The organism is Streptomyces sp. 17_S59 (genome assembly GCF_056930295.1).
Genome location: NZ_JBXOWD010000001.1, coordinates 4,852,245 through 4,872,674, shown reverse-complemented (window position 1 = coordinate 4,872,674; position 20,430 = coordinate 4,852,245). Strand labels below are relative to the sequence as shown.

The following is a 20,430-nucleotide window of genomic DNA, read 5'->3' as shown; positions in this document are numbered from 1 at the left end:
CCGGAATCGAGCGGTTCAGACGGCAGTGACGAGTGCGGCGGCCCGGTCGGCCGCAGGGGTCAGCCGCGCTTAACACGGGCGTTGTCCTCGCTGCGCTTGTTGACCTCGGCCACCTTGCGCGACAGCTCGTCGCTTTCAGCCTGGTTCAGTCCGGCGCACGCACCGGGCAGATCGATACGATCCATGGAGGATCGCCCTCCTAACTCTGGTAGGCGGGAAGTCCAGGCCCTGCCCGGTGGTGCAACACCTGGCAGGGCCGCTGCATGTGAAGCCGTGCTTCTCCGGCTCCCCTCAACCCCGCCCGTACGGCACGCAAAAGCGACCGGACGGGCAGGGGAGGCAACCGGCCCCAGCGCTGCGAGCGCTGCGGCTATGAGCAGAACCAGCCGAGGCAGCTACGGAATTGGCTTCCGTGCTCCTCGCCTGGCGGTGACACGGTGACGCGAAGGGCGTAGCCGCCGTACCGGTCCCGTACGGACGGCGCCCGGGTATGTCGTCGGTTCACACCGACCTCCCGCGAATCGCAGGGGCACGGCTTCACCGGTGCGCCGTTGCCACGGTGCACCGGTCCCGAGCCGGGAAATCGGGTGCGTCATCGTCACTGCTCTGACGCCAGCAGAGCGGCGCGTACCAGGTGGCAACCAAGGGGTTGACCTCCAGCAATGAAGGGATGATCCCCAGAGCTGTTCTCCAGAGCCGATACACGGACAGGACAGGTTCACCTGCCACAAAGTGGCCGCCGACGGCCGTCACCCGGGCCGTTGCGGGGACGGGGACTCGAACCCCGTCGAACTTGGCACGCTGTTGAGTTCTCAAGGAAACGGGCGCTTCCTTCGTACTCACCCTCTCGGGCTTTCCTCCGGGCGCTTGTGCGTTCGTGCAGGTCGAGGCAGCTCAAAGAAGGGCCCCGAACCGGCCGGAGCCCCATCTTTCGGGGCCGCCCGAGCCAGCAAGACTGTTCTAGCACGACTGACACAAGCAGTACAAGAAGCTGTGTCAGCAGTACCGGTTGGATCAATGAGGGGGTGGTTAGCATCGAGGCATGACGCCTACCGCCGACGACGCACGTCGAGTGAACGAGAAGATCGCGGATGCTCTTCGCGCAGAGATCGCTTCGGGCAACCTGAAGCCTGGCGACAAGCTGCCAGCGGTTCGCGATATCGCGGAGCAGTACGAGGTCGCCCCCGGCACCGCCACCAAAGCTCTACAGCTGCTAGCCAAATGGGGGTACGTGCGCGCCGTTTCCACCCGCGGCTACTTCGTGAGTGACCGCCCCGAGGGCGCAGGCGAGCAAGGGCCCAGCCCTGAGTTCAATGCGATCATGCGCGAGCTTGAGGCGATGCGCACACACCTTGCTCGCCTGGACGAGCGGCTTCAGACCCTGGAGAACTCAGCCCGGGACCACCGATGAGCCGAGCCACACGATCAACCCGCCGCTCAAGCTCATGCACCTCTTGCGAGATCCGGCTTAAGACCATCATCAGCTGGCGCTGCTCAGCAGCTGTCAAAGACATGGTCGCTCCTCCTGATTCACCCGGCTCCGGCAGATAAGTTGGGCTCCGCTGCCATCGTTTGTAGCGACGGCACTTGCCCAGTCGGCAGAGCCGTGATGTGGCCACCCTCGGTCGGCCACATGGGCCACATGAAGGGGGACTCATGGGACAACGTCCGAACGAGTTGACACCGTTCGCGAGCCCTCAACACTTTCTGGGCTCCGCCATGCGCGACTGGCGCAACCTGCGGGGCCTCTCCTTGGCCAAGCTGAGGGCACTGATCAGGTACGACTACTCGTACATGGGCCGCGTCGAGCGTGGCGAGCAGGCACCTTCGGAAGCCCTGGTCATGGCGTACGACCAGGCCCTAGAGGCCGGAGGCGCGTTAGTACGCCTGTACCGGCAGGTCCAAAGCGGGGCCGATATCTCCACTTTGTCCCGTGGCTATGTGGCTAAACCGGGGTCCCATGTGGCTAACGGTCAGCCAGCCCTGGCCGATGGTCCAGACAACCAGGCACGGTCGGAAGAGGGGGTTGCCGTCCCCTGCCGCACTTCCGACGGAAGGATCGTCTTCGTGTCTGTTCCTCGCAGGCTCTTCCTGGGGGGCCTTGGCGCTGCCGCTGTGGGCATCGCAGGTGCACCCTTTGCCCAGGCAAGCCCGCCCACTCCACCGATCTCGGCTCCCGATCGCAGCCCCATTGAGCATCTCCAAGCAGTCCGCCGTGTGCTCATCGACTCCGACAATCTCTTTGGTCCACGTCAGCTGATTCCGAAGGTTCAGGAACAGATCAGCGTCATCACGGCCCTGCGCGAGGGCAAGCGCGGTGCCGACCGTCGCCAGTTGCTCCAGCTGCAGACCCAGTTCGCGGAACTGTGCGGCTGGTTCCATCAGGATGCGGGAGATCACCGAGCAGCCCAGTACTGGACAGACAGGGCGTTCCAGTGGTCCCACATGGCTGGTGACCCCGATCTGACAACCTTCATCCTGGCCCGCAAGGGCCAGCTAGCCGGCGACATGCGGGATGCCGTCGAAGCAGTCGACGTGGCCGAAGCTGCAGAGGATGCGGCCCGTCCCGGCACTCGTCTGGCTGCCGTGGCAGCCACGTACGCTGCCCACGGCTACGCTCTCCGCGGAGACGCCCGCGAGAGCATGCGCGCGTATGACCGCGCCCGGGAGCTGTTGCATGGGGACATCAACCCGGACTCCAGTTGGGGAGTGTGGCTCGATGACGCCTACATCGACGTGCACCGTGCCCGAAGCCTTTCAGCCCTGGGAGACCATCAGGCAGCCGCTGAAGGCTTCGGCACGGCGATAGCCGCTCTACCAGCCGGATATCACCGCGACCGGGGTGTCTACCTTGCCCGTCAGGCATTGGCGCTCGCCGGAGCCCGAGACGCGGAACAAGCCTCGGTCGTCGGGCGCGAGGCCCTCGCCATCGGCACCGAGACAGGCTCGGCCCGCATCCTGACCGAGCTGGCACAGCTCGACTCCGACTTGCGACCGTGGCATGCGGTCGCCTCCGTGCGCGAATTCCAGGATGCGCTGGACTCCTCCGTGCTCCACGAAGCGTGACCTTCTCGTCCAGCCCATCGCCAGCAACTAGGAGATAACTTGCCTCGCCCGCATGTCCTGCTCAGTGTCGCGACGTCGATTGACGGATACATCGACGACACGAGCCCCGATCGCCTTCTCTTGAGCAACCCGGAGGACTTCGATCGCGTTGACCAGGTCCGCGCCGAATCCGATGCGATCCTCATCGGAGCCGGCACCCTTCGGGCCGACAACCCACGCCTCTTGGTGAACAGCGCACAGCGCCGTGCCGAACGGTCGGCTCGGGGACTACCCGAGTACCCGCTGAAGGTCACCATCTCCGGCACGGGCGACTTGGACCGCGAGGCGAAGTTCTGGCACCACGGCGGAGCCAAGGTTGCTTACACCACGGATGCGGGCGAAGAGAAGCTTCGTAGCCGACTCGACGGCCTGGCCGACGTCGTGTCGCTCGGCCAGACCATCGACTTCGGGAGGTTGCTGGATGACCTCGGCGAGCGCGGAATACAGCGCCTCATGGTGGAGGGCGGCGGCTCCATCCACACGGCGTTCCTCTCGCAGGGCCTCGCCGACGAGATTCACCTCGCCATCGCCCCGCTCGTGGTCGGCGACGCCGACGCGCCTCGCTTTCTGAACCCCGCCGAGTACCCCGGTGGCTCCACCCGACGGATGGCCCTGGTGGAAGCTCGCGCGATCGGCGATGTGGTCTTGCTCCGCTACCTGCCCAAGCAGGTGAGCAGCCAGTGAACCTGGGTGCTGTCAGCCCTGCCGACCAGTCCTGGATGGCCGAAGCCATCAGGTTGTCCCGCCTATGCCCGCCGGCCGAAGGGGCGTACTCGGTCGGAGCCGTCATTGTTGGTGCTGACGGCGCCGAGATCTCACGCGGGTACTCGCGCGAGAACGATCCGCATGTCCACGCTGAAGAGGCTGCGCTTGCCAAGCTGCCCGCAGATGACCCCAGGCTGGCGAATGCGACCCTCTACAGCACGCTGGAGCCGTGCTCCGAGCGCCGGTCGCGACCGCTTACGTGCACCCAGCTCATCCTCCGATCCGGAATCCGCCGAGTCGTCATCGCTTGGCGAGAGCCTTCACTCTTCGTGAGCGACTGCGTGGGGGTCGAGACCCTCCGACAGGCAGGTGTGGAAGTGGTCGAACTCCCCGGCCTGCGGGAAGAGGCGCGCGCCGTCAACGCCCACCTTGTCGTCGGCGAGTGAGTCTCCTCCCGACTGCCAGTGTTACGTGACACACGGAGGCCCCGATCTGGAACCAGGTCGGGGGCTTTGGCAGGCAGAAGGCGAGCGCCACGCGGAGTCCAGGCGTGAACGCAAGGCCCTCGGATACCAGGCACCGCACTTCGGGCACGGCTGCCAAGGGTCATCACGCACCGCCCCACACCGGGGACATCCGTCCTTCACAGACACAGCTTCCATGAAGCAGTAATCCCCCTGCAGGACGCGCAGAATGCGCAACCAGGGCTTTACGTACACCGCGCCGAGGTTGGAGTGCAGCCCGCCGCGGCAGTGGGGAAGACCTGGAACGGCTACTTCCGGTGAATACACGGTGGCTCCGGCAGGACGTAGCCCTACAGCCTCGACTTTCCGCAGGTCGGAGGCTTGCCGTTGGGATCCGGCCTAGTCCCTTCTAAGCCCTTCTGGCCCAGCTCCCGAGTACCACGTCAGCGGGAGCCGGGCCAGAGGTTCACTCACGGCTCCGAAAAATCGCTCACGGTTGTGACGAGACCTCCACCACGCACCAGATCGGCGACCGCCCACCAGCAGCCCAGGCAAGTCCTGGGCGAGCCTGGCGACCCGAAGCCCCGTTCAGTCTTCCTGGCTGTCGGGATGGGCTGAAGCATCTTCCAGCTTGTCTGCAAGCGTGCCCAGCATGAAAGCTGCGGTCTTCGGGTGCTTCTCGAAAACACCTTCCAGCCGCGCAGCACTGATGTAGGCGCCGATGAGGGACGAAGGCCTGTACAGCATCACGTCGGCCGTCTCCCGCGAAGGAAGCGGAGAAGGTAGGTGCTTGACTTCGTGCTTCGCAAGCCAGTCGCTGATCTCGGCCGCACGGCCGGTACTGAGCCGCCCCCACTCAGGCTCGTACTGCTCACGGAGCCACCCCATCGAAACGGCGGTGACTCCCCGGTCGTCATCCAGCTGGCTCAAGATGGCGTCGCGCCGACTGAGTTGTGTTCATCCTGAACGTGCAGGTCGCGGGGGTGGCGTGAGTGAGTGTTGTCGTGCTCGCGCTGGTCGTCGGGGCCTGTCTGGCGTGAAGATCGTCGGTCAGCGGGCGATTTCGTGCTGGGTGAGGATCATCAGGGCCCGGACGAGTCGGGTGGCCCACTTCACGTCGAGGCGGAGCCTGGTCAGCACGCGCCAGTTCTTCAAATGCGCGAACGCGTGCTCGCATACTGCTCGTTCCGCCGCGATCAGCTGGTTTACCAGCTTCTTCGCGGGCGGGAGCTTCTTGCCCTTCGGCTTCTTGTAGCCGGTGATGACCGCCGGGTCACCGGCCTCGTCGTCGAGGCCGACGAAGCCGAGGTCGGCGATCGCGGCCAGGCCCGCCTCGCGGAGCCGGCCGACCAGGCCGTCGTGCCGGCAGGCGGTGATCTCCGAGCCGCGGGCCGGGCGGGCGGTGGAGGTCCACAACAGCCGCCCGCGCACGTCGGTCAGGGCGATGACCAGCAGCCCGTGCCGTTTGTGCTTGGCCGACCAGCGGCGCCTTGTGGGCAGGCCGGTGCGGCGCTCGGTGGGTATCAGCGATCCGTCGAGCAGGACGACGCTGCCACCCTCGCGGGCGATTTTCGCCAGCACCCGCTGAAGCCGCGGCGCCTTCGCGGCCAGCAGTTGGGTCATCTCCTTCAGCCACCGGTCCACCGTCGTGCGCGAGATGCCGTTGCCGCCGGCGAGGTCGGCCAGGCGCTGGTCATGCCGCAGCGCGGCCAGCACGATCACCGCGATCCGCCCGGCCGGCAGCTTGCGCCAGCGGGAGCGGATCTTCTTCAGACGGGCGGCCAGCAGCGACGTCAGGTAGCGCAGGGTCTGCGTGGACAGCGGCAGCCTGCACTGGTAGACAAGCTCGGTGTGGTCCCCGGCCGGGGACGTCTTGGTAGGCATACCTGACCAACCCGGGCCGGGGGCCGCCTGGTTACGGCCCAGGAGACGGGTGTGTCACAGCCTGGTGGTGAAGGTGCCGTTCGGCAGCTTGTGCAGCCAGCCCCTCCCGGCGAGTTTTGACAGCTTCCCGCGCAACGGCTCCAGCCGGCCGGGCACCGAGGCGTCGATCCCGAGCTCGGCGCCGACCTCCTTGACCATCACCGGCCCGCCCGCGGCCTTCACGATTCTCAGCATCCGCTGGTAGTCGCCCGGCAGCACGGACGCATCCGGCACCTCACTGCGGTGCGGCACCTTCAACACCGACCGGCCCGCGACCTGCACTCGCTGCGGTGCCCCGGTGTCCTGCCCGGCGCCATCCCCGGCTTCCTGCCCGTACAGCCGCCGCAACACCCGCTCCGCGACCACGAGTTCCTCACGCTCGGCTTCGGCCTCGGCCAGCTGCTTGGCCAGGGTCTCCGCGAGCTCATCCAGCTCGGCACGGCGAGCTGCGATCTTCTCCAGCGACGACACGATTCCCCTCCCAAACGACCAGGCACCGCCCGCGATCGTAGGAACCACTCCGCCCGCGGCGCGGGCAAAGCCGGAAACGCCCATCCCCGACGCGTCAGATGATCTACGCTCCAGACTCCCGCCTCCGACCAGCGTGAGTACACCACCGATCTCCCACGCCAGCACCGCTGACCAGCACGGATTCAGGTTGTGCAGCTCTCACTGTGCATGGTCCCCCCTTGATCTTGTCCATGGGGATTCTGGCATCGCCATGCTGAGCCCTGTCGCGCTGGGGCAACGCCCAACCTGGTGACCTCGCCCCCGGAACTCTCCCTCCTGTCGGAGAAGCGGCGTGCTCGGTCGCCAGGGGCCCAGAGAGGGAGCCCACAGGTCTCCCTACGAGTGAGTGGCGCGTGAAGTTCACCGCCAGTTGATCTCCCGCCGTCGTTCCTGCAGGTCAGGAGCATATCCAAGGGGCAGCAACGCACGGCCTCCGGAGCCGTGTGCGCAGGTTCGAATCCTGCCGGGGGCACTCGCCGATCATCCAGGAACTTCCCGGCTGATCAGGGCGGATGCCGATGACGAAGGCCCGGACTCAGTTCGCTGAGTCCGGGCCTTCGTCGTTCCGCTCCGCGTTCCGTGCGGCTGCTCAGGCCTTCGGGAAGTCGAAGCCGTAACCTTCCTGCTTGAGCCAGGAAATGCAGCGGTCCAGTGCCTCGACGCTCTGGCTGCGGTCTCCTCCCCCGTCGTGGAAAAGGATGATCGGGCCCTCCTTGATCTCCCGCTTCACCGTTTCGACGATCCGGTCCACCCCCGGGCGCTGCCAGTCGTGGGTGTCCACGCCCCAGCCGAGCGGGCGCATTCCGGCGTCGGCGGCGAGTTTGCGGCTGTAGGGAGTGAAGGCTCCGCCCGGGGCCCGGTAGTAGCGGATCGTTACTCCACTGCCCGCTGCGTTCTCGATCATCTTCCTGGCGTCCAGGACCTGTTGCTTCTGGTAGTCCTCGGATCGCTTGTCCATCGACGTGTTGTGGTCGACCGAGTGGTCGCAGAGACGGTGACCGTCGGCCACAACCTGTTTGACCAGATCGGGGCGGGCCTTCGCCTGGGGGCCGATCATGCAGAAGGTCGCCTTGATGTTGTTCTTCTTCAGAACGGCCAGCGTTTTCGGCGTCCATACCGGGTCCGGGCCGTCGTCGATCGTTATGGCCACGGTCCTGCCGCCCTGTTCGGTCTCATGCGTGATGTCCGCCGGGACGGGGCCGGTCGGAGCGGGGTCGGGCGACGGTGTGGCCGACGCCTTTCCGTCGGGCGTGGCAGCAGCCTGGGCTCCCGGACCTGCGGTGCTCCCGGAGTCCTGGGTGGCCACGGCCACGGTTCCGGATATCGCCCCCGCGAGTGCCAGTACCGATCCCGCCGCGATCACGATCCGCCGCCGCCGGGAAGTCAGCCGGGCCATGGACATCGCACTCCCCCCTCGCGCACCCGAGTGTGTCCTGCCCGCGTAGACGGCTGCGTACCGCATGACGTTCCACAAAACGCCGTTGCTCACAGGACCGCGACAAAACAGACACGGGGTCGCTGTAAAGTGCCCAATTACCGCACCTTTGTTATCCCTTCGACATCTCCCCTGCTCCGGCCCCCGATACCGCCTCCGATACCGCCTCCGATATCGTCTCCGCGATCTCCGCCGTGCGGGCCGTTTCCTCGGCGGCGAACCTCCGGGCGTCCAGCTGTTCGGCGATCTCCTCGTCCTGGGTCATGAGCCGGTCGAGATCGGAGTCGCCCAGGTCGAGAACCCCCATGTCGACGTAGGCCCTTTGCAGCCTTTCGCCCCACAGCCCTATGTCCTTCACACAGGGCACAATGCGACTGAAAAGCAACTTGCGGAAGATCAGCAGGAATTCGGAACGCTCGCTCAGTTCCACGGCATCCGCCATCGGTATGCCGAAATCGGCCAGCACCTCCTCGCCGCGCAGCCGGTCGCGCATCAGATAGCACCCCTCGATCACGAATTCCTCGCGCTCGCGGAGTTCGGCGGCCGAGAGCTGCCGGTAGTAGTCGCGCAGCGCCATGCGGCCGAAGGCCACATGGCGGGCCTCGTCCTGCATCACATAGGCGAGGATCTGCCGGGGCAGCGGCTCGGTCGTGGTGTCGCGCAGCATGCCGAAGGCCGCGAGGGCGAGCCCCTCGATGAGCACCTGCATGCCCAGGTACGGCATGTCCCAGCGGGAGTCGCGCAGCGTGTCGTCCAGCAGCGAGCGGAGGCTGGGATTGACCGGATACATCACGCCGATCTTCTCGCGCAGGAAGCGCCCGTAGATCTCCACGTGCCGGGCCTCGTCCATGGCCTGGGTGGCGGAGTAGAACTTCGCGTCGAGGTCGGGCACGGACTCCACGATGCGGGTCGCGCACACCAGCGCGCCCTGCTCGCCGTGCAGGAACTGGCTGAACTGCCAGGAGGCGTAGCACCGGCGCAGCTCGCGCCGGTCGGCACCGCTCATGCGGTCCCAGTACGGGCTGCCGTGCACCGGCAGGCTCTCGTCGGGCACGCCGAGCGGGTCGTACGGGTCGACCTCCTGCCCCCAGTCGATGCGCTTGGCCGCGTCCCACTGCTTGTCCTTGCCCTTCTGGTAGAGGGCGAGGAGCCGCTCGCGGCCGTCGTCGTAGTCCCAGCTGAAGCGCGCGGCACCGGTCGCGGGGACCTCCCAGACCGCGGGGCCGGGGTCGTGCGCGTACAGCTCCTGCGTCGTCATGGACGCCTCCTGTCCCTTGCACACATGGGTAGTTGGCAGGCTCACACGGTGGTTACCGCCGGGTCAATGAGCGGGGCAATGAGCGGGTAACGGGCGGGGCGCGGATCCGTCCCCGGGGCTTGACGGCCTTACTGACAGGTTGTCTTATAAGGGCGGACCGCGGGTAACCCGGTGACCCCGAGACGAGGTGGAATCGGCCATGACGACCGCGCCCGAACGGCACGCGCCCCCGCCCGCGGACGCGCTCGGCCTGCTCAAGGACCGCGAACAGGTGGCCCAGCGGCTGCTCGATGCCTCCGCCCGGCACTCCTACGACCCCGACGCCGAACTCGACTGGTCCGCGCCGCCCGAGGACGGCAAGTGGTACTGGCCCCCGGAGCTGGTCTCCCTCTACGGCACGCCGCTGTGGCGGCGGATGCCGGAGGAGCAGCGCATGGACCTGGCCCGGCACGAGGCGGCCTCGCTCGCCTCGCTCGGCATATGGTTCGAGATCATCCTGATGCAGCTGCTGGTCCGTCACATCTACGACAAGCCGGTCACCAGCGCGCACGTCCGCTACGCCCTCACCGAGATCGCCGACGAGTGCCGGCACTCGAAGATGTTCGCCCGGATGATCCGGTACTCGGGCACCCCCGCCTACCCGGTCTCGCGGCTCCACCACGGCCTCGGGCGCTTCGCCAAGACCGTCTCGACCACGCCGGGCTCCTTCACCATGACCCTGCTGGGCGAGGAGATCCTGGACTGGATGCAGCGGCTGACCTTCCCCGACGAGCGCATCCAGCCCCTCGTCCGCGGCGTCACCCGCATCCACGTCGTGGAGGAGGCGCGCCATGTCCGCTACGCGCGCGAGGAGCTGCGCCGCCAGATGGTCACCTGCCCGCGCTGGGAGGCGGAGCTGACCCGGATCAGCTCGGGCGAGGCGGCCCGCGTCTTCTCCCGCGCCTTCGTCAACCCCCAGGTCTACGCGAGCGTCGGCCTGGACCGCCGCGAGGCGGTCGCCCAGGTGAGAGCCAGCGCCCACCGCCGCGAGGTGATGCAGACGGGCGCGAGACGGCTCACGGACTTCCTGGACGACATCGGGGTGCTGCGGGGCCCGGGCCGCCGCCTCTGGAGAAGCTCGGGGCTGCTGCCCTGACCCCGGGCGGGCGCCGTCGGCCCGTTACCCTGCGGGACATGACCGGCAGCGGAACCGCCTCCTACCGCAGGCTCAGCGTCCCCGAGCGGCGCGCCCAGCTGATCGGCGCCGCACTCGGCCTCTTCGCCCACCGGACGCCCGAGGACGTCTCCCTCGACGACGTCGCGGCCGCCGCCGAGGTCTCCCGGCCGCTCGTCTACCGCTACTTCCCCGGCGGCAAGCCGCAGTTGTACGAGGCCGCCCTGCGCAGCGCCGCCGACGACCTCGAACTCTGCTTCGCCGAGCCGCAGACCGGTCCCCTCACCAGCCGGCTCGCCGCCGCGCTCGACCGCTACCTCGCCTTCGTCGACCAGCACGACGCGGGCTTCAGCGCGCTGCTCCAGGGCGGCAGCGTCGCGGAGACGTCCCGCACGGGCGCCATCGTCGACGAGGTCCGGCGCGCGGCCGCCGCACAGATCCTCCGGCACCTGTCGGTGCCGGATCCCGGGGTGCGGCTGCGGATGATGGTGCGCACCTGGCTGACGGCCGTCGAGGCGGCCTCCCTGATCTGGCTGGACGAGGAGAAGCAGCCCCCGCCGGAGGAGCTGCGCGACTGGCTGGTCGACCACTTCGTGGCCCTGCTGACGGCCACCGCCGCGCGCGATCCGCAGACGGCCGCGGTGGCCCGCGCGGCCCTGGCCCTGGAGCCGGCCGACGGGCCCGTCGGCGATCTGGCTCGCCGCCTGGCACCCGTGGTCGCGGACGCGGCGCACCTGCTCTGAATGCCGCCTCCGAGCCGGTTGTCAGACCCCGCGCCTACGCTCGTACGCATGCTCGCGAACCGCGCTTACCTGTCTCCCGGGACGGTCGACACCGCCGAGCGGGACGACTGGCCCTGGTCGGTGCCCTGCGTGCGGGAGCTGCTGGACGGCGGCATCTCCTTCGACGCACCCGTCACCTTCCTGGTCGGCGAGAACGGCTCGGGCAAGTCGACGGTCGTGGAAGCGGTGGCGGAGGCCTACGGGCTGGACGGGCGCGGCGTACGGCCCGTGGAGTGGAGCGATCTGCTGCTGGTCGACCACTGGCGCCGCTACCTCGCCGACCCGGAGGCCTATCTGCGCCACCTCATACCGCGTGACGAGCGCGGCTGACGGAGACTGGGCGTGTGAGAAGCGAGAAGACGCCCTTCGAGGGCGGGCCGATGGACGGGCGTGTACTGCCGGTGCTCGTGGGGCTCAACGGTCTGCCGCCCAAGACCTATGAGATCCCGGTGCCGGCCGAGGAGCCGGGCGCGGCGCCGACGGTCCTCGTCTACCGGCGCGTTCCGGCGGCCACGACGCGGCGGCTGGGGCTGCCCAAGGGGTGGAAGTACGTCCACGACCCCGAGGGGAAGTCCGGCAGCGGGCTGCGGTGGCCGTGGTCGCGGCCGCCGGGCTCGCCGCCGGGCTCGCGCGGGTGACGGTGCGCCGAGTGGTGGCCGTCGGCTGAGCGTGCCGGGCGATTTCGCCCGTGCCGCTCAGACTAGTCATACCTATACATACTGCTGCACGTGGCACGATCCTCCCCAGGTGGAATCCCGCCCATCACCGGAGGTGAGCCCGTGTCAGGACGGTTCGTGCGCTCGGCCCGCGCGGCGGCGCTGGCTGCCGGGGCCGCCGCGTTCGTCGTGTCCACGACGCCCGTGACCCCCGCGGGTGCCGTGCCCGCCGCGCCGCCCGGCCAGCCGGTGAGCGCGCTGCTGGCCCGGCTCCACTCCCTCTACCGCAAGGCCGGGGAGGCCGCCGACGCCTACGAGGCGACCGGCGAGAAGCTCAAGGAGCAGCACGCCGAGGTCGACCGGCTCGACGAGGAACTCGCCGAGGCCCGCACCGCCCTCCACGGCAGCCGCAACGACGCCGGCCGGATCGCCAGGGAGCAGTACCGGGAGGGCGCCGCCGCGCTCTCCCCGCTCCTGCGGCTCGCGCTCAGCGCGGATCTCCAGGAGGCGCTGGATCAGCGGCACCGGATCCGGCGGGCGGCCGGGAGCAGGGCGTCCGCCGTCGGGCGGCTGGCGAAGGACGAGAAGCGGGCGGCGGAGCTGGCGTCGCGGGCGCGGGGGGCGCTGAATGCGGAGGAGACGCTGGCGGATCGGCGGAGGAGGGAGAGGGATGTGGTGCGGGAGCGGTTGGGGGAGGTGGAGCGGTTGCTGGCGTCGTTGACGCCGGGGCAGTTGGCGGGGCTGCGGACGCTCGAAGCGCGCGGGGGTGGCGCTGCGCGGGCCTTTTCCCCTACCCGCCCCTTCCCGTAACCGGGGGCTCTGCCCCCGGACCCTCGGGGGGAGGAGGATCGGGGGCTGCGCCCCCTGCCCCCGGGCCCCTGCGCTGCGCGCGGGGACAAGACTCGGGGGCTCCGCCCCCGGACCCCCGGTCCTCAAACGCCGGACGGGCTGAAATTTGCCCCCGGAACGGGGGGTCTGGGGCGGAGCCCCAGTTTCGGGAAGGGGCGGGGTGGGGAAAGGCCCCGCGCAGCGCCACCCCTCAGCCCACCCCCGTCGCTCCCGCCACGTACGCCTCCGCCCTCCCCGCGTCGAAGAAGTAGTCGTCGAAGTCCGACGGGTCGTCGTAGCCGTTGGCGAAGCGGTCCGCCACCGGCTGGGCCGTTGCCGCCGCCGCGATGAGGCCGCGGACGTGGCCCGCCGGTGGGGCCAGCATCGCGTTCGTCCAGCGGGTGACGTACTTCGCCGACGCCCAGTACCGGTCGAAGGCCGTCCGCATCCACACCTCGTCGAACGGCTCCTCCCCCCGCTCGATGATCGACGCAAGGTACGAGGCCGCGCACTTGGCGGCCGAGTTGGCGCCCTGCCCGGTGAGCGGGTCGTTGACGACGACCGCGTCCCCGACGCCCAGGACCAGGCCCCCCGACGGCAGCCGCCCCACGGGGCCGCGCACGGCGGGGGCGTAGCGCCCGGCCAGGACGGCCCTGGCGTCGGTCAGTTCGACGGCGGTGGCCCGCCCGTACTCCCAGGGCACGAACCGCTCCAGCAGCTCCAGCGTGCGCGCCAGGTGCTCGCCGGGGCCGTCGATGTCCCCGAAGACGTCGAGGGGGCCGCCCGGCAGGCCCTCCCAGAAGAGGATGTCGGCGCGGCCGGACGTGGTGAGCGTGGGGATGACCCACAGCTCGCCGACGCCGGGCACCAGGTTGCAGCGGGCGGCGTCGTACTCCGGGTGCTCGGCGCGCGGGCCCAGGCCGTGCACATAGGCGAGGGCCAGGGACCGCTGCGGCGCGCTGTACGGGGAGCGGGCGGCGTCGCGGGGGAAGAGGGACACCAGCTCGCCCTTGCCCGCGGCGACCAGCACCAGGTCGTAGCGGTGCGCCAGGAAGTCCAGGTCGGACACGGCCGCGGCGTGCACCACGAGCCGGCCGCCGCGGTCGGCGAAGGTGTCCAGCCAGCCGGCCATCTTCACCCGCTGGTCGACGGACTGGGCGTAGCCGTCGAGCCGGCCCACCCAGTCGACCAGGCGCTGGACGCCGGGCACCCCGGCCACGGTCCCGGCGACGGACAGGCCCAGGCCCTCGACCTGCGGGGCCAGGCTCTCCCAGAAGTTCAGGCCCAGCTCGCGCTCGTACCTCAGGGCGGTGCGGAACATCAGTTGTGTGGACATGACCCGCCCGGCGCGGATCTCCTCGGGCGTGCGGTTCGACATGACCGTCACGTCGTATCCCTTGGCCTGGAGCCCGAGGGCCAGCTGGAGCCCGCTCTGCCCGGCTCCGACTATGAGGATCCGTCGCACCTGCCCTCAGCTCCGCCCGGGTGTGCCGTCGGTGATGTCGAGGGCGCGGCCGACGAGCGTCAGCAGCGTCTCCACGACCGTGATCCGCCGCCGGGCGTCCATGGTGACGACCGGTACGTCCGGGGCCAGGGCGAGCGCGTCGCGCACGGCCTCCGGGGCGTGCCGCGGGGTGCCCTCGAAGTGGTTGACGGCGACGACGTACGGCAGTCCTCCGCTCTCGAAGTAGTCGAGCGCCGGGAAGCAGTCCGCCAGCCGCCGCGTGTCGGCCATGACGACGGCGCCGATGGCGCCGCGGACGATGTCGTCCCACATGAACCAGAACCGTTTCTGGCCGGGCGTGCCGAACAGGTACAGCACCAGGTCGGACTCGAGGGTGATGCGGCCGAAGTCCATGGCGACCGTGGTCGTCGCCTTGCCCGGGACCCCGGCGAGGTCGTCCAGCCCCTCCCCCGCCGTGGTCATCAGCGCCTCCGTCCGCAGCGGGGTGATCTCGGAGACGGAGCCGACGAAGGTCGTCTTGCCGACGCCGAAGCCGCCCGCGATGACGATCTTCGTGACGGCGGGGGCCCGGGAGAGGTCGGTCTGCCAGCCCCGCGGCCGCTCCGCCGCGATGCCGTCGAGGCCGCCGGGGCTGTTGGGACCATCGGGGCCGTTGGTGCCGTCGGGGGCCTCGCCCGCGGCCCCGCCCGCCGCAGCGCGGGCGGCGGGCGTTCCGGTGTCAGAGCCTGCGCAGTCCACTGAGCACCCTTTCCAGCAGCGCGCGGTCCGGCCGCCCGGTCGCGTGACCGGTGCCGTACACGCGGATCCTTCCCTGTTCGGCCAGGTCGCCGAGGAGCATCCGGACGACGCCCAGCGGCATCTTCAACAGCGCGGAGACCTCGGCGACCGAGCGCAGCCGACGGCACAGCCGGACGATGGCCCGCACCTCGGGCATCACCCGGGAGGCCAGCCCGCCGCCGCCCGGCTCCTGGGAACCGGCCTCGGCGCCCTGCACGGCCACGAACGTCTCGACGAGCAGGACGTGACCGAAGCGGGGGCGCCCGCCGGTGAGCGAGTACGGGCGCACCCGCGCGGTGCGGCGGCCCGCCGCCGCGTCGGGGGCCGCGGCGGTGACGGGCAGGGTGGCGGGGGCGGCGGTCATCCGACGGCCTCCACCGACTGGCGCAGTTCCCGGCGGAGTTCGGGGGTCAGGACGTGTCCGGCCCGGCCCACGAAGAGCGCCATGTGGTAGGCGACGATGCTCATGTCGCAGTCGGGCGCGGTGTGCACGCCCAGCAGCGAGCCGTCGCTGATGGTCATGACGAACAGGCCCCCGCCGTCCATCGCCACCATGGTCTGCTTGACCGTGCCGCCGTCCATCAGGGCCGCCGCGCCCGTGGTGAGGCTGCCGAGGCCCGCGACGATCGTGGCGAGGTCGGCGGTGGAGCCGCGCGGCCCCTCCGTCCCCCTGCCGCCGGGGCCGCCGCAGGCCCCCGGCCGGGGTGCCGGGCCCGGCGTCCGCTCCGGGCAGGACTCCGGGCAGGAGGAGAGCAGCAGCAGTCCGTCGGAGGACACGACGGCCACGGACAGCGCCCCGGGCACCTCCTCCACCAGATCGGTCAGCAGCCAGTGCAGGCCGCGGGCCTCGTCGCTCAGCCCGAAGGCGGAGGCGCCGGTGGCGCCTGCGGGGGTCACGGGCGACGCCCCCTGGGAAAATGCAGTCAACCGCGTGCCTCCTCGACGGTGCCGCCCTCGTCCGGCGCCCCCGCTCGGTTCCGATCACTTCCACGTTCACGTTCCGCGAACTCCGCCTCCGCGTCCCGGCGTCCGTCGCGCGCGCCCTGCTGGAAGCCGGCGAGCTTGCGGCGCAGCGCCTCCGCGTCCACGCCCTGACGCACGCTCAGCGGGACGGGCTTCCGGGCCACGACCCGGGGCGTCCGCCGGGGCAGGCCGGCCGGCCCGGCGCCGGTCTGCGGACCGGGGGCCGGCTCGGGGGGCCGGGCCTCCGGGCGCGGCTTGGGCACCGCCGCCTGGTGGGCGTGGTGCGCCTGGAGGGGCACCGGCTGGTGGGGCATGGCCGGCTGGGGCACGCCGGCCGGGTGCGGGCGGGGCTGGGCCGGCGGGGCCGGGCGGGCGTGCCGGCCGCCCGTGTTCCGCATGTCGTCGTACGGCGTCGTGCTCCGGGTGCCGTCGTACCCCGTAGCGCCCAGCGCGTCCTCGTACGAAGCCGTACCCAGTGAGTCGCCGTACGACGCCGTACCCAGCACGTCCTCGTACGACGCCGTACCCAGCACGTCCCCGTACGCCGCCGGGGCCTGCCGCACCGCCGGACCCGGGGGCGGCTGCCGCACCGCCGAGAGCTGGATGGTCTCCTCGTCCTGCCGGAACACGGGCGCGGTGTGCCGCGGCCCCTGGCCCGGATGCGGGTGGGAACGGCCGGGCAGCGCATGGGAGTTGGACTCGGCCACCACACCCGGCAGGTCGATGTGCGGGGTGGTCCGCGCGGCGCCCGGCACCGGCGGGGCGGCGGCCGGGTCGGACAGCGCCGGGGACTCGGCGGGCAGCAGATGGCAGGGCAGCACCACGACGGCGGTGATGCCGCCCGGCCGCTGCTCGCGCAGCTGGACGCGCACCCCGTGCCGGGCGGCGAGCCGCGCGACCACGTAGAGGCCGAGCCCCATCACGGGCTCGGCCTGCTCACCGCCCGCCGTCCGGCGTGGGTCGGGATCGGCCTCGGCCAGCAGGACGTTCAGCTCGTCCAGCCGCTCGGGGGCCATGCCGATGCCCTCGTCCTGGACGGAGAGCATGACCTCGCCGTTCTCCAGCAGCCAGCCGGAGACCTGGACCTGGACGTCCGGGGGCGAGAAGGCCGTGGCGTTCTCCAGCAGTTCGGCCACCAGGTGGCTGACGTCGTCGGCGGCGAACCCGGCGAGCTGCGCCCGCGCGGGCAGGGAGTGGATGCGCACGCGCTCATACCGCTCGATCTCGCTGACGGCCGCGCGCAGGATGTCCAGCAGCGGTACGGGGCCGCTGTGGCCGCTGTGGTGTTCGGCGCCCGCGAGGACCAGCAGGTTCTCGTTGTAGCGGCGCATGCGGGTGGCGAGGTGGTCGAGCTTGAAGAGGACTTCGAGGCGGTCGGGGTCGGCCTCGTGGGCCTCCATGGACTCGATGACAGTGAGCTGCCGCTCGACCAGCCCGAGGGTGCGCTGGGAGAGGCTGACGTATGTGCCGTGCACCCGCCCGGAGAGGCCGGACATCCGCTCGGCGAGTTCGCCGTACTTCACGCGCAGCACGTCGCGCTCGTCGGCGAGGTCCTGGCGGGCCGCGTCCAGCCGGTTGCGCTCGCCCTCGAGCAGGGCGGTGCGCTCGCGCAACCGGACGACGGTGCCGTGGAGGACGTTGACCGAGCGGGCCACCTCGGCGAACTCGTCGTCCCGGCCGCGGAAGGAGACCGGCTCCTTCGACACCGGGTCGGTGCACACACGCCGCACGCCGAGCCGCAGGGCGGCGAGCGGCCGGGTCATCGAGCGCGCGGTCTGCACCCCCGTGCCGAGCACGAGGAGGAAGCCCAGCGCGGCGAGCGCGCAGCGCACCTCCAGGGCGGCCACGTCGTGGGCGCGCAGCCCGGCCAGGCGGGCCATCTCCTCGGTGGCCAGCCCGGATTCGACGCCGCGCATCTGCTCGACGCGGGCAGTCAGTTCGGCCCGTACGGGCCCGGGGCGGTCGATCTCGGCGGCCGGGGGCTGCGGCCTGGCCGCGAGCCGGGACAGCCGGGCCTCCGCGGCGGCGACCTGGGGGCCGCTGACGGCGTGCGCGTACTGCTCGCGCAGCTCGGCCGGGGCGAGCTGCCGGAAGTCCGCGAGCGCGGCCTGCTCGCGCACCTCCGCCTGCCGGGCCGCCTCGCCCGGCTGGTCCTGGGTGCCGCGCGCGGCGAGCGCGGCGAGGTAGAGGCCGCGCGTGGCGGACGCGGCCTCCACCGCCCGGCCCAGCTCCGGCAGGGCCACCGCCTCGCCCGGCTGGGCGCGGGCGGGCAGCCGGTGGGCGAGCCCGACGGCGACGGCGTGCAGGGCCTGCACGGCCGCGGTGTAGGCGGTGTACGTCGCCAGGGCGTCGCCGGGCCCGGCCAGCGCCTGGCGGCGCACCTCGGGGAGGGCGTCGAGCCGGCGGCGCAGGGAGGGCGTGGCGTCGTCACGGAATGCGGCGATCTGCCGGTCCACGCGGGCGCGTTGGTCCTCGGTGACGGGCGGGGCGTCCGAGGCGGCACCGCGCCCGGCGGCGACGTACTCGGTCATGGTGTCGCGCTCGTCGGCCAGGGAGTGGGCCAGTGCGACGGCGGCGCTGTCGGTCTTGGCGAGGGCGGCCAGCCGCCGGGAGTCGCCGAGGTCGCGTATGGCGTCGGCGATGCCGAAGGCGCTCGCGCCCAGGGCGGCGAGCGAGACGAGGGCGACGGAGGCGATGAGCCGGTTGCGTACGCGGGCGGTGCGCTCGGGTACTGCCGTGGTCTGCTGTTCGCGCTGGCCGCCGCGAATCCGCTTCTTCCGCACCGGTGCTCGCATTCTGCTGTCGTCCGTGGTCCCGTGCCGCCCTGGTGGCCCGGGCCGGTGTCACTCACCGTTCCCCCCGGCAAGCGCCCACCAGGTAAACCGCCCGGCCCGCCGGAAGGATGCGCGCCAACGCCCGTGGAAATTCGGGCATCCGGCACACTGGCCGCATGCGCATCGAACTCGCCACTCAGCCCGCCGATCCGCGGCGCCCCAACGAGGACTTCGCATCGGTCGCCCTGCCCGCCTCGGGGCGCGGCGGGGCGCTCGTCCTGCTCGACGGGGTGACGCCGCCGCCCGACGGCCGGTCGGGCTGCGTGCACGGCGTGCCGTGGTTCACGGCCCGCCTGGGCGGCGCGCTGCTCGAACTGCTGTTGGCCGAGCGGGACATGACCCCGGCCCGCTGCCTGTCGGCCGCCATCTCCCGTACGGCGGAGGCGCATCGCGGCACGTGCGACCTGTCGCACCGGCGCACGCCGCAGGCGACGGTGGTGGCGGTGCGCTGGGACGAGGAGCGGGTGGAGCACCTGGTGCTGTCCGACTCGGCCCTGCTGGTCGAGTCCCCGGACGGCTCGGTGACGCCCGTACTGGACGACCGCATCGCCCGGCTCCTGGCCGCGGGCCCCGTGACGGACGAACAGCGCAACGCGGAAGGGGGCTTCTTCACGGCCGCGGCGGATCCGGCCGTGGCGGCGCGGGCGGTGACGGGCTCACTGGCGCGCGCGGAGGTACGGGCACTGGCCGCGCTCAGCGACGGGGCGGCGCGGTGGGTGGAGGTCTTCGGGGAGGGGGGCTGGCCGGAGTGCTTCGCGGTGCTGGCGAAGGAGGGGCCGGGGGTGCTGATCGACCGGGTGCGGAGCGCCGAGCTGGCGGACCCGGATGGGGTGGCGTTCCGGCGGGGGAAGCGTTCCGATGATGCGGCGGCGGTGTACGTGGAGCTGTGAGGGGGGCGCCTGCGGCGGTTCCTTCCCCACCCCGCCCCTTCCCGTAACCGGGGGCTCTGCCCCCGGGCCCCCGCTCCTCAAACGCCGGAGGGGCTGAAATTGCCCCCTACGACTCCGCGCTCTCGTTCAGCTGGTGCAGCAGCCGCGCCAGCTCCGCGATCTCCCCGCGATCCCAGTTCGCCAGCTTGCTCATGTACTGCGCGCGCCGCGCTTCCCGCACCCGCATAAACCGCACCCGCCCCTCCTCCGTGAGCTGGATGAGGGACGCCCGGCCGTCCGCCGGGTCGGGGTCGCGGCTGACCAGCCCCAGCTCGTACAGGGCCCGCAGCTGACGGCTCATCGTGGCCTTGCCCACGCCGAAGTACGCGGCGAGGTCCGTGGCCCGCTGCTGCCCGACGTCCACCAGACGGACCAGCAGGCCGTAGGCGGAGGGCTCCAAGTCGGGGTGGACCTCGCGGGCCATCTCCCCAGAAGACGCGCGGGCCCGGCGCAGGAAGACGGCCAGCTCGCGCTCCAGGGCGAGAAAGGGGTGGTCCGCGTCCTGGCCCGCGTCCTGGTCCACACCACTGCCGTTCCCCTCGCCCGAACCGAGGTCCCCGGAAGGCGGAGTAGTGGTCTCGTGCACGTCAGGCCCTCTCCCGCATTTCGGCCATTTCCAGCCGCTGAAAATTAATGTGATCGC

General features: G+C 71.0%; 21 protein-coding genes and 1 pseudogene. 10 read left to right on the top strand and 12 right to left on the bottom strand.

Annotated features, from left to right (window positions below):
- Positions 1-59: 59 nt before the first annotated feature.
- On the bottom strand, positions 60-185 hold the full coding sequence (locus AC1Z4A_RS22225) for a hypothetical protein (RefSeq protein ID WP_483681415.1): 126 nt from the start codon (positions 183-185) through the stop codon (positions 60-62).
- A gap of 857 nt (positions 186-1,042) precedes the next feature.
- Here AC1Z4A_RS22225 and AC1Z4A_RS22220 point away from each other — a divergent pair.
- The 4 genes from AC1Z4A_RS22220 (at position 1,043) to AC1Z4A_RS22205 (ending at position 4,256) form a co-directional block, all read left to right on the top strand.
- Positions 1,043-1,411, top strand: a complete 369-nt coding sequence (locus AC1Z4A_RS22220; RefSeq protein WP_483681413.1) for a GntR family transcriptional regulator — start codon at positions 1,043-1,045, stop codon at positions 1,409-1,411.
- 245 nt (positions 1,412-1,656) lie between these two features.
- Complete coding sequence (locus AC1Z4A_RS22215; RefSeq protein WP_483681411.1) at positions 1,657-3,066, top strand: helix-turn-helix domain-containing protein; 1,410 nt, start codon at positions 1,657-1,659, stop codon at positions 3,064-3,066.
- 39 nt (positions 3,067-3,105) lie between these two features.
- Complete coding sequence (locus AC1Z4A_RS22210) at positions 3,106-3,789, top strand: RibD family protein (protein WP_483681408.1); 684 nt, start codon at positions 3,106-3,108, stop codon at positions 3,787-3,789.
- A gap of 35 nt (positions 3,790-3,824) precedes the next feature.
- Complete coding sequence (locus AC1Z4A_RS22205; RefSeq protein WP_483681406.1) at positions 3,825-4,256, top strand: cytidine/deoxycytidylate deaminase family protein; 432 nt, start codon at positions 3,825-3,827, stop codon at positions 4,254-4,256.
- Positions 4,257-4,862: 606 nt separating this feature from the next.
- Here AC1Z4A_RS22205 and AC1Z4A_RS22200 read toward each other — a convergent pair.
- From AC1Z4A_RS22200 to AC1Z4A_RS22180, 5 genes are all read right to left on the bottom strand, one after another.
- Positions 4,863-5,204, bottom strand: a complete 342-nt coding sequence (locus tag AC1Z4A_RS22200; protein ID WP_483681404.1) for a hypothetical protein — start codon at positions 5,202-5,204, stop codon at positions 4,863-4,865.
- A gap of 120 nt (positions 5,205-5,324) precedes the next feature.
- Positions 5,325-6,158: a transposase family protein gene (locus tag AC1Z4A_RS22195; RefSeq protein ID WP_483676202.1), complete on the bottom strand. Its 834-nt coding sequence runs from the start codon at positions 6,156-6,158 to the stop codon at positions 5,325-5,327.
- A 54-nt stretch (positions 6,159-6,212) separates the two neighbouring features.
- On the bottom strand, positions 6,213-6,668 hold the full coding sequence (locus AC1Z4A_RS22190) for a hypothetical protein (protein ID WP_483676201.1): 456 nt from the start codon (positions 6,666-6,668) through the stop codon (positions 6,213-6,215).
- 628 nt (positions 6,669-7,296) lie between these two features.
- Positions 7,297-8,103, bottom strand: coding sequence for a polysaccharide deacetylase family protein (locus AC1Z4A_RS22185; RefSeq protein WP_483681402.1), 807 nt, complete (start codon positions 8,101-8,103; stop codon positions 7,297-7,299).
- Between the two features lie 151 nt (positions 8,104-8,254).
- Complete coding sequence (locus AC1Z4A_RS22180; RefSeq protein WP_483681399.1) at positions 8,255-9,400, bottom strand: ferritin-like domain-containing protein; 1,146 nt, start codon at positions 9,398-9,400, stop codon at positions 8,255-8,257.
- Between the two features lie 199 nt (positions 9,401-9,599).
- On the opposite strand from AC1Z4A_RS22180, the gene AC1Z4A_RS22175 reads away from it, so the two are divergent.
- The 5 genes and pseudogenes from AC1Z4A_RS22175 (at position 9,600) to AC1Z4A_RS22155 (ending at position 12,801) form a co-directional block, all read left to right on the top strand.
- The gene (locus tag AC1Z4A_RS22175) at positions 9,600-10,535 is read left to right on the top strand and encodes an AurF N-oxygenase family protein (RefSeq protein WP_483681397.1); all 936 of its coding nucleotides are present in this window, start codon (positions 9,600-9,602) and stop codon (positions 10,533-10,535) included.
- Positions 10,536-10,573: 38 nt separating this feature from the next.
- Positions 10,574-11,296, top strand: coding sequence for a TetR/AcrR family transcriptional regulator (locus AC1Z4A_RS22170; RefSeq protein WP_483681395.1), 723 nt, complete (start codon positions 10,574-10,576; stop codon positions 11,294-11,296).
- Positions 11,297-11,344: 48 nt separating this feature from the next.
- Positions 11,345-11,554: pseudogene (locus tag AC1Z4A_RS22165) on the top strand (AAA family ATPase); the annotation flags it as partial.
- A gap of 125 nt (positions 11,555-11,679) precedes the next feature.
- Positions 11,680-11,973, top strand: a complete 294-nt coding sequence (locus tag AC1Z4A_RS22160) for a hypothetical protein (protein WP_483681393.1) — start codon at positions 11,680-11,682, stop codon at positions 11,971-11,973.
- 141 nt (positions 11,974-12,114) lie between these two features.
- The gene (locus AC1Z4A_RS22155) at positions 12,115-12,801 is read left to right on the top strand and encodes a coiled-coil domain-containing protein (protein WP_483681391.1); all 687 of its coding nucleotides are present in this window, start codon (positions 12,115-12,117) and stop codon (positions 12,799-12,801) included.
- A gap of 229 nt (positions 12,802-13,030) precedes the next feature.
- Here the strand turns inward: AC1Z4A_RS22155 and AC1Z4A_RS22150 are convergent, their stop codons facing one another.
- The 5 genes from AC1Z4A_RS22150 to AC1Z4A_RS22130 all read right to left on the bottom strand — a co-directional run bounded on the left by AC1Z4A_RS22150 (position 13,031) and on the right by AC1Z4A_RS22130 (position 18,819).
- Positions 13,031-14,284: a styrene monooxygenase/indole monooxygenase family protein gene (locus AC1Z4A_RS22150; RefSeq protein ID WP_483681389.1), complete on the bottom strand. Its 1,254-nt coding sequence runs from the start codon at positions 14,282-14,284 to the stop codon at positions 13,031-13,033.
- A gap of 6 nt (positions 14,285-14,290) precedes the next feature.
- Positions 14,291-14,896, bottom strand: coding sequence for a GTP-binding protein (locus AC1Z4A_RS22145; RefSeq protein WP_483683681.1), 606 nt, complete (start codon positions 14,894-14,896; stop codon positions 14,291-14,293).
- A 106-nt stretch (positions 14,897-15,002) separates the two neighbouring features.
- The gene (locus AC1Z4A_RS22140) at positions 15,003-15,425 is read right to left on the bottom strand and encodes a DUF742 domain-containing protein (RefSeq protein ID WP_483681387.1); all 423 of its coding nucleotides are present in this window, start codon (positions 15,423-15,425) and stop codon (positions 15,003-15,005) included.
- Complete coding sequence (locus AC1Z4A_RS22135) at positions 15,422-15,958, bottom strand: roadblock/LC7 domain-containing protein (RefSeq protein ID WP_483681385.1); 537 nt, start codon at positions 15,956-15,958, stop codon at positions 15,422-15,424. Before AC1Z4A_RS22135 ends, AC1Z4A_RS22140 begins: the two co-directional genes overlap by 4 nt.
- A gap of 26 nt (positions 15,959-15,984) precedes the next feature.
- Positions 15,985-18,819, bottom strand: coding sequence for a sensor histidine kinase (locus AC1Z4A_RS22130; protein ID WP_483681383.1), 2,835 nt, complete (start codon positions 18,817-18,819; stop codon positions 15,985-15,987).
- Between the two features lie 155 nt (positions 18,820-18,974).
- On the opposite strand from AC1Z4A_RS22130, the gene AC1Z4A_RS22125 reads away from it, so the two are divergent.
- Positions 18,975-19,748, top strand: coding sequence for a hypothetical protein (locus tag AC1Z4A_RS22125; RefSeq protein ID WP_483681381.1), 774 nt, complete (start codon positions 18,975-18,977; stop codon positions 19,746-19,748).
- Between the two features lie 106 nt (positions 19,749-19,854).
- On the opposite strand, the gene AC1Z4A_RS22120 is transcribed toward AC1Z4A_RS22125, so the two are convergent.
- Entirely contained in the window at positions 19,855-20,373 is a 519-nt protein-coding gene (locus tag AC1Z4A_RS22120; RefSeq protein WP_483681379.1) for a MarR family winged helix-turn-helix transcriptional regulator, read from the bottom strand.
- Positions 20,374-20,430: the final 57 nt, after the last annotated feature.